We start from the raw sequence: 11,399 nt of genomic DNA, 5'->3' as shown, positions 1-11,399 counted from the left end.
CGGTGCGGACGTCCGGGCTCACCGCCGCAAGCGGTGCGGACTGCGGACGAGCGGCGGCCGACACCTACCGGCCCCGCCGGCCCGGTGGGAGCCGGCCGTCGGTCCGCCAGGAGCCGGCCGTCGGGAGCCGTCCCGGCCGTCGGTTCGCTGGGAGCCGTACCGTCCGCCGGCCCGGCTACCGCGCGGCAGATCCGCCGTTGTGCGGCGCCGGCTCCAGATCGAACTCGCCGTCCCGGGCACCCAGCACGAAGGCCCGCCACTCCGCCTCCGTGTAGCGCAGCACCGTCTCCGGGTCGAGCGACGACCGCATCGCCACGGCCCCCGCGGGCAGGTAGGCGATCTCGACGCGCTCCTCGTGCTCCTCCGTGCCCGGGGCGCACTGCCACTCGACGCCGGAGATGTCGAGCGCGTACAGCTCGTCCCGCTCCCGCTCCTTGCGCGCTTTGACGTCTTTGTCCTCGGCATCGGCCATGTCGGCTCCGGCCCTTTCCCCTGAGTTCCCGCTGTTCCAACGAGCTGTCACGTCAGCCTACTTGCCGGCGTTCCCCCAGCTCAGAGGTTCTTCTTTTACGTTCCGGCCCGGCGTCGTCGCCCGTACACTGCCCCCGCACGGCGCGGTACGGGCCGAGCGCCCGCCGTGACATCCCGGACGGGCCCGCTGCCCCGGCCTGCTACCCTGGCTTTCGGCCGTTTGTGTACGCACCCCCGGACACACCCTCAGGGAGTCCCTGAAGGTTCCGGAGGCCGCGCCCAGCGGATCCCCGCCACCCGAGTAACGGAAGCTCCCCCGAGACCAAGACCGGGGGCACTCGGTGGCCACTCAAAGACTACGAGGAGTACGCGTGCCGCTCGACGCCGCTACGAAGAAGCAGCTCATCACGGAGTTCGGCCAGAAGGAGGGCGACACCGGCTCCCCCGAGGTCCAGGTCGCCATGCTGTCCCGCCGGATCTCGGACCTGACCGAGCACCTCAAGACGCACAAGCACGACCACCACTCCCGTCGTGGTCTGCTGATCCTGGTCGGTCAGCGTCGCCGCCTTCTCCAGTACCTGGCCAAGAAGGACATCCAGCGCTTCCGTGCGCTGGTCGACCGCCTCGGCATCCGCCGCGGTGCGGCGGGCGCCAAGTAGAACGCCGTGAGGGGGAGCGGTTCCCGGACCATCGGGACCGCTCCCCTTTGCCGTACGTACCGGTACACAGCGGTACGCACCGGCACAAACGGATGCACGCCGACGCCGGGACCGTCGTACGCCCTGTCGCCGTGCGGAACGTGCGGAGTGTCACCAACGCTTTGTAGTGTGGTAGCACAACGCCATACGTACGACACAGCGTGATGACGTGTACTCGCTGCGGGTAAACGTCACCACGCCCACCGAACGAGGAGAAGCGCGCCTAGCCGCCGCCGGTCCTCGGTAGTGGCCCCCGGGAAAGAGAATCCCGGGTGCTTCGATCGAAGACCGGCCCGCACCGAGCGTTTCTCCGCAGCCGTCCCCCTGCCACACGGGCAGCGAGGGACGAAAGACGACAAGTAACGGAGAAAATGCTAGTGGAGAACGAGACCCACTACGCCGAGGCCGTCATTGACAACGGCACCTTCGGCACCCGCACCATCCGCTTCGAGACGGGCCGCCTGGCCAAGCAGGCCGCCGGCTCCGCCGTGGCGTACCTGGACGACGACACCATGGTGCTGTCGGCCACCACCGCCTCCAAGAACCCCAAGGACCAGCTCGACTTCTTCCCCCTCACGGTGGACGTCGAGGAGCGGATGTACGCCGCCGGCAAGATCCCCGGCAGCTTCTTCCGCCGTGAGGGCCGCCCCTCCGAGGACGCCATCCTCACCTGCCGGCTGATCGACCGCCCGCTGCGCCCGTCCTTCAAGAAGGGCCTGCGCAACGAGATCCAGGTCGTCGCCACGATCATGGCGCTCAACCCCGACCACCTGTACGACGTCGTGGCGATCAACGCCGCCTCCGCGTCCACGCAGCTGGCCGGTCTGCCCTTCTCCGGCCCGATCGGCGGCGTCCGCGTCGCGCTGATCAACGGCCAGTGGGTCGCGTTCCCGACGCACACCGAGCTCGAGGACGCCGTCTTCGACATGGTCGTCGCCGGTCGCGTCCTCGAGGACGGCGACGTCGCGATCATGATGGTCGAGGCCGAGGCCACCGAGAAGACCATCCAGCTCGTCGCGGGCGGCGCCGAGGCGCCGACCGAGGAGGTCGTCGCCTCCGGTCTGGACGCCGCGAAGCCCTTCATCAAGGTGCTCTGCAAGGCCCAGGCCGACCTCGCCGCCAAGGCCGCGAAGCCGACCGGCGAGTTCCCGGTCTTCCACGACTACCAGGACGACATCCTGGAGGCGCTGTCCGCCGCCGTCCGCCCGGAGCTCGCCTCCGCGCTGACCATCGCGGGCAAGCAGGACCGCGAGGCCGAGCTGGACCGCGTCAAGGCGCTCGCCGCCGAGAAGCTCCTGCCGGAGTTCGAGGGTCGCGAGAAGGAGATCTCCGCCGCGTACCGCTCGCTGACCAAGCAGCTGGTCCGCGAGCGCGTGATCAAGGAGAAGAAGCGCATCGACGGCCGCGGCGTCACGGACATCCGTACGCTCGCCGCCGAGGTCGAGGCCATCCCGCGCGTGCACGGTTCGGCGCTGTTCGAGCGTGGCGAGACCCAGATCCTGGGCGTCACCACCCTGAACATGCTCCGGATGGAGCAGCAGCTGGACACCCTCTCCCCGGTGACCCGCAAGCGCTACATGCACAACTACAACTTCCCGCCGTACTCCGTCGGCGAGACCGGCCGCGTCGGCTCCCCGAAGCGCCGCGAGATCGGCCACGGCGCCCTCGCCGAGCGCGCCATCGTGCCGGTCCTGCCGACGCGCGAGGAGTTCCCCTACGCGATCCGTCAGGTGTCCGAGGCCCTCGGCTCCAACGGTTCGACGTCCATGGGCTCGGTCTGCGCCTCCACCATGTCGCTGCTGAACGCCGGTGTGCCCCTCAAGGCCCCCGTCGCCGGTATCGCCATGGGCCTGATCTCCCAGGAGATCAACGGCGAGACGCACTACGTCGCCCTCACCGACATCCTCGGTGCGGAGGACGCCTTCGGCGACATGGACTTCAAGGTCGCCGGCACCAAGGAGTTCGTCACCGCCCTCCAGCTCGACACCAAGCTGGACGGCATCCCGGCCTCCGTCCTGGCCGCGGCCCTCAAGCAGGCCCGCGACGCCCGCCTCCACATCCTCGACGTGATGATGGAAGCGATCGACACGCCGGACGAGATGTCCCCGAACGCCCCGCGGATCATCACCGTCAAGATCCCGGTGGACAAGATCGGTGAGGTCATCGGCCCGAAGGGCAAGATGATCAACCAGATCCAGGAGGACACCGGCGCCGAGATCACGATCGAGGACGACGGCACCATCTACATCGGTGCCCAGGTCGGCTCGCAGGCCGAGGCCGCCCGCGCCACGATCAACAGCATCGCCAACCCGACCATGCCGGAGGTCGGCGAGCGCTACCTGGGTACGGTCGTCAAGACCACCACCTTCGGTGCGTTCGTGTCGCTGCTCCCGGGCAAGGACGGTCTGCTGCACATCTCGCAGATCCGCAAGCTCGCCGGCGGCAAGCGCGTGGAGAACGTCGAGGACGTGCTCGGTGTGGGCTCCAAGGTCCAGGTCGAGATCGCCGAGATCGACTCCCGCGGCAAGCTCTCCCTGATCCCCGTGGTCGAGGGCGAGGAAGCTGATGAGGACACGAAGGACGACACCGACAAGTGACGTCGAGTAGCTCCCAGGCCACGGCCCGCACCTCTTCGGAGGCGCGGGCCGTTGCCCGTACCCAAACCCTGATCAAGGGCACGGCCGGCATCGGCGTCGTCCGCAAGACCACCCTCCCGGGCGGCCTGCGCATCGTCACCGAGACCCTCCCGTCGGTCCGCTCCGCCACCTTCGGCATCTGGGCGCACGTCGGCTCCCGCGACGAGACGCCGTCCCTGAACGGCGCCACGCACTACCTGGAGCACCTCCTCTTCAAGGGGACGAACCGCAGGTCGGCGCTGGACATCTCCTCCGCCATAGACGCGGTCGGCGGCGAGATGAACGCGTTCACGGCGAAGGAGTACACGTGCTACTACGCACGCGTGCTCGACGCCGACCTGCCGCTCGCCATCGACGTCGTCTGTGACATGCTCACGGGCTCCCTCATCCGCGAGGAGGACGTCAACGTCGAGCGCGGCGCGATCCTCGAGGAGATCGCGATGACCGAGGACGATCCCGGCGACTGCGTGCACGACCTGTTCGCGCACACGATGTTCGGCGACAACGCCCTCGGCCGCCCGGTCCTCGGCACCGTCGACACGGTCAACGCCCTCACCGCCGACCGCATCCGCCGCTTCTACAAGAAGCACTACGACCCGACCCACCTCGTGGTCGCGGCCGCCGGCAACATCGACCACAACAAGGTCGTACGCCAGGTCCGCGCGGCCTTCGACAAGGCGGGCGCCTTCAAGAACCCGGACGCCACGCCGATCGCCCCGCGCGACGGCCGGCGCGCGATCCGCTCGGCCGGCCGCGTCGAGCTGATCGGCCGCAAGACGGAACAGGCCCATGTCGTCCTCGGCATGCCGGGTCTGGCCCGCACGGACGACCGGCGCTGGGCGCTCGGCGTGCTGAACACGGCCCTCGGCGGCGGCATGTCCTCCCGCCTCTTCCAGGAGGTCCGCGAGAAGCGCGGCCTGGCCTACAGCGTGTACTCGTACACCTCGGGCTTCGCCGACTGCGGCCTCTTCGGCGTGTACGCGGGCTGCCGCCCGAGCCAGGTGCACGACGTGCTGAAGATCTGCCGGGACGAACTCGACCAGGTCGCCGAGCACGGCCTGTCCGACGAGGAGATCGTCCGCGCCATCGGCCAGCTGAGGGGCTCCACGGTCCTCGGCCTGGAGGACACCGGCGCGCTCATGAACCGCATCGGCAAGAGCGAGCTGTGCTGGGGCGAGCAGATGTCGGTCGACGACATGCTGACCCGGATAGCGGCCGTGACCCCGGACGAGGTCCGCTCGGTGGCCCGCGACATCCTGGGACGGCGCCCGTCGCTGTCGGTCATCGGCCCGCTCAAGGACAAACAGGCCGCCCGGCTGCACGACGCGGTCGCCTGACCCTCTTCGACAGGCCTTCGGCAACTTCGGTAAGGAAGCACAACAGATGAGCAAGCTGCGCGTGGCGGTCCTCGGCGCCAAGGGCCGGATCGGTTCCGAGGCGGTACGGGCGGTCGAGGCCGCCGAGGACATGGAGCTGGTGGCCGCCCTCGGCCGCGGCGACAAGCTCGAGACGCTGGCCGAGAACGGCGCCCAGGTCGTGGTCGAACTGACCACGCCCGCCTCGGTCATGGACAACCTCGACTACTGCGTAGGACACGGCATCCACGCCGTGGTCGGCACGACCGGCTGGACCGAGGAGCGCCTCGCGCACCTGACGGGCCGGCTGGCCGAGTCCCCGGAGACGGGCGTGCTCATCGCGCCCAACTTCTCCATCGGAGCCGTCCTGACCATGAAGTTCGCGCAGATCGCCGCGCCGTACTTCGAGTCCGTCGAGGTCGTCGAACTGCACCACCCGAACAAGGTGGACGCGCCCTCCGGCACCGCCACGCGCACCGCCCAGCTCATCGCCGACGCCCGTCGCGAGGCGGGCACGGCCCCGGCGCCGGACGCCACGGAGACGTGCCTGGACGGGGCGCGCGGCGCGAACGTCGACGGCATCCCGGTGCACGCCGTCCGGCTGCGCGGGCTGCTGGCCCACCAGGAGGTGCTGCTGGGCGGCGAGGGCGAGACCCTCACGGTCCGCCACGACTCGCTGCACCACAGCAGCTTCATGCCGGGCATCCTGCTGGGCGCCCGCCGGGTGGTGTCGACTCCGGGCCTCACCTTCGGCCTGGAAAACTTCCTCGACCTCGGCTGAGGCTGACATGCGCGCCAAACTCTCCTACGCCGTCACGGCCGCCGTCCTGGTCTTCTACTTCGCCCTGGTCGGCAGCCGCGGCGTCATGCTCATCCAGGCCGGCACACTCCTGACCGTCACCTTCGGCGTGGCGGTGCTGATCCTGCCGGTCATCGGCGTCTGGTTCCTGTGGAAGAACACCCAGTTCGTCCGCCGGGCCAACGCCCTCGCCGCCGAACTCGACGCCGAGGGCGGACTGCCCGTCGACGAACTGAAACGCACCGCGAGCGGCCGCGTCGACCGCGACTCCGCCGACGAGGTGTTCGACCGGCGCAAGGCCGAGACCGAGGCGGCCCCCGACGACTGGCGCACCTGGTTCCGCCTCGCCGTCGCCTATCACGACGCCCGGGACACCCCGCGGGCCCGCAAGGCGATGCAACACGCGATCAGCCTGCACGACGGCAAGCCGGTGCAGACCGTCTGAGCCGTACGCCGAAGGGGCCGGCCCGCACCTGTGGCGGACCGGCCCCTTCGACGTACGGCCGGCTCTCGGATCGGCGTCCGAGGGATCAGACGCGCCGGTTCTCCGCGGCCCACGCCTCGATCGCGTCCGCGGCCCGGTCGAACGCCTCGGCACGCGCGAGGAAGTCCGCCCCGTGCGTGGTCAGCAGCTGTGTGGCCTCCTCGGGGCGGTCCCGCCGTCCGACGGTCAGGGCCTGTCCCTGCACGGTCCGCGGCAGCCCCAGCCAGCGCACCGGCTGCTGCACGGTCCGCACCGCCACCACCCGCTCCCAGGGCAGCGTGCGGGTGAGGAGGAAACGCACGTGCCGCAGCCCGCGGTCGCTGACCCACACACCCATACGCAGCAACCGCAGGGCAGCGGCGATCACGAGCAGGGAACAGCCGAAGACCGCGCCGGCCTCGGACATCGACCCGGCCAACGCGATGATGACGGCCGCGAACAGCACGTACGAGGCGAGCAGCAGCGCCAGCGCGGCCACCCCGACCCGCCAGGGGCCGGGCCGGTAGGGGCGCCGCCAGCGCTCATGGTCCTCGAAGGGCAGCGCGACGTCGTCAGCCGCCTCGAATGCGCGGTCGGCCGTCAGGAAGGGCAGGGGCACGGCTGGTCCTCACTCGTCCATGCGTGGGCTGTGCCCGGTGAGGTTATCCGTCTGTGTCCCGGCTCACCACCATCGGGGGGCCGGATGGCGTCAGCGTCCCTGGGACGCCTGCGACTGCTGTGTCTGAGCCGAGTGGTCCAGGCTCAGCGCCGGCATTCCGACGACCAGGGAGCCCACCAGCGCGGCCACGATGGTGAGCCCCAGCAGCCACTGTCCGGCTATCTGCCCGGCGGAGGACCGCTCGGAGGGCGGGGGAGCGACATTGCTGCGGAACCGGTCGGCCTCGGCGAGGAAGGCGAAGGGTACGGGCTCGCGCCGGCGGAACATGATGGGTACGTCCTCCTGGGGCTTTCGATCGGGCACTTCACTGATACAGACGAGCGGGTGCCCGAAAACGTGCCCCATATCGGCAGACGTCCCGCACGAATCCGACGGCACGCCCGTGACCGTCCGGCTCGGCGACCCCCGTAGAGTTGGCGCCGCTCCGAAGACGCGATGGAAGGACCCCCGCACAGTGACCGACAGCCCCGCCGACGACCTCAAGCCCGGCTTCCGCAGCGACGTCACCGTCGAGCTGGTCAAGCACACCGCGTCCGACGCCGACGTGCTCTTCGCCGCCCGCGTCTCGACCGCCGGCGAGCAGTCCCTGGACGAGCTGGGCAAGGACCCGGAGCGCTCCAAGGGCCTGATCAACTACCTGATGCGGGACCGGCACGGCAGCCCCTTCGAGCACAACTCGATGACCTTCTTCATCAGTGCCCCGATCTTCGTCTTCCGCGAGTTCATGCGCCACCGCGTGGGCTGGTCGTACAACGAGGAGTCCGGCCGCTACCGGGAGCTCCAGCCCGTCTTCTACGTCCCCGGCGAGTCCCGCAAACTCGTTCAGGAGGGCCGTCCCGGCAAGTACGTCTTCGCCGAGGGCACGCAGGCCCAGCAGGAACTCGTCGGCCGCACCATGGAGGACTCCTACCGCCGGTCCTACGAGGCCTACCAGGAGATGCTCGCCGCCGGCGTCGCCCGTGAGGTCGCCCGTGCGGTCCTGCCGGTCGGACTGTTCTCCTCGATGTACGCCACCTGCAACGCGCGCTCGCTGATGCACTTCCTCGGCCTGCGCACCCAGCACGAGCTGGCGAAGGTCCCGTCCTTCCCGCAGCGGGAGATCGAGATGGTGGGCGAGAAGATGGAGGCCGAGTGGGCCGGGCTCATGCCCCTCACGTACGCGGCCTTCAACGCCAACGGCCGAGTGGCGCCCTGACGGACGCGACGAGGGCGAGCCCGCAGACGAGCGCCGGAAAAGGGTCCCGGAGACGGGCGACGGAGACGTATGTACGGATCATCCGTGCGAAGTGTCCGTATTGCGGCATTTAGAGAAGTTCATCTAGCCTGATCAAACGGACCCGGCACTGCTTGAACCCCCGAGCAGGCAGTGCCGGGTTCCATCTTTGTCATGACTTTCCGCACCCCCCGCGGGCAGACCCCACGGTGAGCAACGAGTAGCGTGTCACCCATGGCTCCGACCTCCACTCCGCAGACCCCCTTCGGGCGGGTCCTCACCGCCATGGTCACGCCCTTCACGGCGGACGGCGCACTCGACCTCGACGGCGCACAGCGGCTCGCCACCCACCTGGTGGACGCAGGCAACGACGGCCTGATCGTCAACGGCACCACCGGCGAGTCCCCCACCACCAGTGACGCGGAGAAATCGGACCTGGTACGAGCCGTCCTGGAGGCCGTCGGAGACCGTGCCCACGTCGTCGCCGGCGTCGGCACCAACGACACCCACCACAGTGTCGAGCTCGCCCACGCGGCCGAGAAGGCGGGCGCACACGGCCTCCTGGTCGTCACCCCGTACTACAACAAGCCCCCTCAGGAGGGTTTGTACCGGCACTTCACGGCCGTCGCCGACGCCGCCGGGCTGCCGGTCATGCTCTACGACATCCCCGGCCGCAGCGGTGTCCCGATCAGCACCGAGACGCTGGTCCGCCTCGCCGCGCACCCCCGGATCGTCGCCAACAAGGACGCCAAGGGCGACCTGGGCCGCGCGAGCTGGGCCATCGCGCGCTCCGGGCTGGCCTGGTACTCCGGTGACGACATGCTGAACCTGCCGCTGCTCTCCGTGGGCGCGGTCGGCTTCGTCTCCGTGGTCGGCCACGTGGTCACCCCGGACCTGCGCGCCCTCGTCGAGGCGTTCACCGCCGGGGACGTCCAGAAGGCGACCGAGATCCACCAGAAGCTGCTCCCGGTCTACACGGGCATGTTCCGTACCCAGGGCGTGATGACCACCAAGGCGGCCCTCACCCTGCTGGGCCTGCCCGCCGGCCCGCTGCGCTCACCCATGGTCGAGTGCTCGTCCGAAGAGATCGAACAGCTCAAGATCGATCTTGCGGCGGGCGGGGTACAGCTCTGACAACGGACTTCACAACTGAATAGCAGGCCACCGGTGCCTGCAATCCACAACGACAACTGCTACTGCACGAACGTCATGCGCGCCACGTGCCCACCGGTACGTGGCGCGTGTGGTTGAGGAGAGTCTTTTGAGTCATCCGCATCCCGAACTTGCCCCGCCCCCGCCGCTCCCGGCGGGCGGCCTCAGGGTCACCCCGCTCGGCGGCCTCGGCGAAATCGGCCGGAACATGACGGTCTTCGAATTCGGCGGCCGTCTGCTGATCGTCGACTGCGGCGTGCTCTTCCCCGAGGAGGAGCAGCCCGGCATCGACCTGATCCTGCCGGACTTCACGTCCATCCGGGACCGCCTCGACGACATCGAGGGCATCGTCCTCACCCATGGTCACGAGGACCACATCGGTGCCGTCCCCTATCTCCTCCGGGAGAAGCCGGACATCCCGCTGATCGGCTCCAAGCTGACCCTCGCCTTCATCGAGGCCAAGCTCCAGGAGCACCGGATCCGCCCGTACACCCTCGAGGTGACGGAGGGACACCGTGAGCGCATCGGCCCCTTCGACTGCGAGTTCATCGCCGTCAACCACTCGATCCCGGACGCCCTCGCCGTCGCCATCCGCACGCCGGCGGGCATGGTGGTCCACACGGGCGACTTCAAGATGGACCAGCTCCCGCTGGACGGCCGCCTCACGGATCTGCACGCGTTCGCACGGCTGAGCGAGGAAGGGATCGACCTCCTTCTCTCCGACTCCACGAACGCCGAGGTCCCCGGGTTCGTGGCGCCCGAGCGGGACATCTCCAACGTCCTGCGCACGGTCTTCGCGAACGCCCGCAAGCGGATCATCGTGGCCAGCTTCGCCAGCCACATCCACCGCATCCAGCAGATCCTGGACACGGCGCACGAGTACGGCCGCAGGGTCGCCTTCGTGGGCCGCTCCATGGTCCGCAACATGGGCATCGCACGCGATCTGGGTTACCTGAAGGTCCCGCCGGGCCTGGTGGTGGACGTCAAGACGCTCGACGACCTGCCCGACCACGAGGTGGTCCTGGTCTGCACGGGCTCCCAGGGCGAGCCGATGGCGGCCCTGTCCCGCATGGCCAACCGCGACCACCAGATCCGTATCGTCCCCGGCGACACGGTGATCCTGGCGTCCTCGCTCATCCCCGGCAACGAGAACGCGGTCTACCGCGTGATCAACGGTCTGACCCGCTGGGGCGCGCACGTCGTCCACAAGGGCAACGCCAAGGTGCACGTCTCGGGCCACGCGTCCGCGGGCGAGCTTCTGTACTTCTACAACATCTGCCGCCCGAAGAACCTGATGCCGGTCCACGGCGAATGGCGCCATCTGCGCGCCAACGCCGAGCTGGGCGCCATGACCGGCGTCCCGCACGACCGCATCGTGATCGCCGAGGACGGCGTGGTCGTCGACCTCGTCGAGGGCAAGGCGAGGATCTCCGGCAAGGTCCAGGCGGGTTACGTCTATGTCGACGGCCTCTCCGTCGGCGACGTGGGCGAGCCGGCCCTCAAGGACCGGAAGATCCTGGGCGACGAGGGCATCATCTCGGTGTTCGTCGTCGTGGACTCCTCCACCGGCAAGATCACCGGCGGCCCGCACATCCAGGCTCGTGGTTCGGGCATCGACGACTCGGCCTTCTCGGCTGTCACCCCGAAGATCGCCGAGGTCCTGGAACGCTCCGCCCAGGACGGTGTGGTCGAGCCCCACCAGATGCAGCAGCTCATCCGCCGCACGCTGGGCAAGTGGGTCTCCGACACCTATCGCCGCAGGCCGATGATCCTCCCGGTCGTGGTCGAGGTCTGAGCGACGTACGGCTCCCCGTACGCGTGAACCTGGAGCGGGGGGGGGCCCCTGTGCGGGGCGCGGCCCCGGGCCCGCGGGTTTATGGTCCCCCCCCCCCGGGGGCCCGGGACCCGGCGGCGGGCGGCGCGCCCGCCGGGG

At 69.6% G+C, this 11,399-nt stretch carries 11 protein-coding genes; 8 read left to right on the top strand and 3 right to left on the bottom strand.

Features of this window, described 5'->3' with window-relative positions:
* Nucleotides 1-175: 175 nt before the first annotated feature.
* Nucleotides 176-472: a DUF397 domain-containing protein gene (locus tag ACFVYS_RS37980; RefSeq protein WP_020128576.1), complete on the bottom strand. Its 297-nt coding sequence runs from the start codon at nt 470-472 to the stop codon at nt 176-178.
* A 370-nt stretch (nt 473-842) separates the two neighbouring features.
* Between ACFVYS_RS37980 and rpsO the strand changes: the two genes are divergently transcribed.
* The 5 genes from rpsO to ACFVYS_RS37955 all read left to right on the top strand — a co-directional run bounded on the left by rpsO (nt 843) and on the right by ACFVYS_RS37955 (nt 6,404).
* Nucleotides 843-1,130 carry a 30S ribosomal protein S15 gene (gene rpsO / locus ACFVYS_RS37975; RefSeq protein ID WP_020128575.1) on the top strand — a complete coding sequence of 96 codons (288 nt, stop codon included), beginning with the start codon at nt 843-845 and terminating at the stop codon, nt 1,128-1,130.
* Nucleotides 1,131-1,546: 416 nt separating this feature from the next.
* Complete coding sequence (locus ACFVYS_RS37970) at nt 1,547-3,766, top strand: polyribonucleotide nucleotidyltransferase (protein WP_389509638.1); 2,220 nt, start codon at nt 1,547-1,549, stop codon at nt 3,764-3,766.
* Nucleotides 3,763-5,142, top strand: coding sequence for a M16 family metallopeptidase (locus tag ACFVYS_RS37965; RefSeq protein WP_389509636.1), 1,380 nt, complete (start codon nt 3,763-3,765; stop codon nt 5,140-5,142). Before ACFVYS_RS37970 ends, ACFVYS_RS37965 begins: the two co-directional genes overlap by 4 nt.
* Before the next feature lie 46 nt (nt 5,143-5,188).
* The gene (dapB, locus tag ACFVYS_RS37960; protein WP_389509634.1) at nt 5,189-5,941 is read left to right on the top strand and encodes a 4-hydroxy-tetrahydrodipicolinate reductase; all 753 of its coding nucleotides are present in this window, start codon (nt 5,189-5,191) and stop codon (nt 5,939-5,941) included.
* A 7-nt stretch (nt 5,942-5,948) separates the two neighbouring features.
* Nucleotides 5,949-6,404: a hypothetical protein gene (locus ACFVYS_RS37955; protein WP_389509632.1), complete on the top strand. Its 456-nt coding sequence runs from the start codon at nt 5,949-5,951 to the stop codon at nt 6,402-6,404.
* 85 nt (nt 6,405-6,489) lie between these two features.
* Here the strand turns inward: ACFVYS_RS37955 and ACFVYS_RS37950 are convergent, their stop codons facing one another.
* Together ACFVYS_RS37950 and ACFVYS_RS37945 are read right to left on the bottom strand one after the other, a co-directional pair.
* Nucleotides 6,490-7,041: a hypothetical protein gene (locus ACFVYS_RS37950; RefSeq protein WP_389509631.1), complete on the bottom strand. Its 552-nt coding sequence runs from the start codon at nt 7,039-7,041 to the stop codon at nt 6,490-6,492.
* 90 nt (nt 7,042-7,131) lie between these two features.
* Complete coding sequence (locus ACFVYS_RS37945) at nt 7,132-7,368, bottom strand: hypothetical protein (protein WP_389509630.1); 237 nt, start codon at nt 7,366-7,368, stop codon at nt 7,132-7,134.
* Nucleotides 7,369-7,555: 187 nt separating this feature from the next.
* Between ACFVYS_RS37945 and thyX the strand changes: the two genes are divergently transcribed.
* The 3 genes from thyX (at nt 7,556) to ACFVYS_RS37930 (ending at nt 11,261) form a co-directional block, all read left to right on the top strand.
* Nucleotides 7,556-8,296: an FAD-dependent thymidylate synthase gene (gene thyX, locus ACFVYS_RS37940; protein ID WP_389509628.1), complete on the top strand. Its 741-nt coding sequence runs from the start codon at nt 7,556-7,558 to the stop codon at nt 8,294-8,296.
* 252 nt (nt 8,297-8,548) lie between these two features.
* On the top strand, nt 8,549-9,448 hold the full coding sequence (gene dapA, locus ACFVYS_RS37935) for a 4-hydroxy-tetrahydrodipicolinate synthase (RefSeq protein WP_389509626.1): 900 nt from the start codon (nt 8,549-8,551) through the stop codon (nt 9,446-9,448).
* Between the two features lie 127 nt (nt 9,449-9,575).
* The gene (locus tag ACFVYS_RS37930; protein WP_389509625.1) at nt 9,576-11,261 is read left to right on the top strand and encodes a ribonuclease J; all 1,686 of its coding nucleotides are present in this window, start codon (nt 9,576-9,578) and stop codon (nt 11,259-11,261) included.
* Nucleotides 11,262-11,399 lie beyond the last annotated feature (138 nt).

This window comes from Streptomyces sp. NPDC058295, assembly GCF_042880655.1.
Lineage (GTDB): Bacteria > Actinomycetota > Actinomycetes > Streptomycetales > Streptomycetaceae > Streptomyces > Streptomyces coriariae.
Note: the sequence above shows the minus strand (reverse complement) of the source record. Positions and strands in the feature narration are given on the sequence as shown.

Bases quoted from the DNA above. Each gene is read 5' to 3' on its own strand.
- dapB (WP_389509634.1), top strand. From the start codon at position 5,189: ATGAGCAAGCTGCGCGTGGCGGTCCTCGGCGCCAAGGGCCGGATCGGT.
- ACFVYS_RS37955 (WP_389509632.1), top strand. From the start codon at position 5,949: ATGCGCGCCAAACTCTCCTACGCCGTCACGGCCGCCGTCCTGGTCTTC.
- ACFVYS_RS37945 (WP_389509630.1), bottom strand. From the start codon at position 7,368: ATGTTCCGCCGGCGCGAGCCCGTACCCTTCGCCTTCCTCGCCGAGGCC.
- dapA (WP_389509626.1), top strand. From the start codon at position 8,549: ATGGCTCCGACCTCCACTCCGCAGACCCCCTTCGGGCGGGTCCTCACC.
- ACFVYS_RS37980 (WP_020128576.1), bottom strand. From the start codon at position 472: ATGGCCGATGCCGAGGACAAAGACGTCAAAGCGCGCAAGGAGCGGGAG.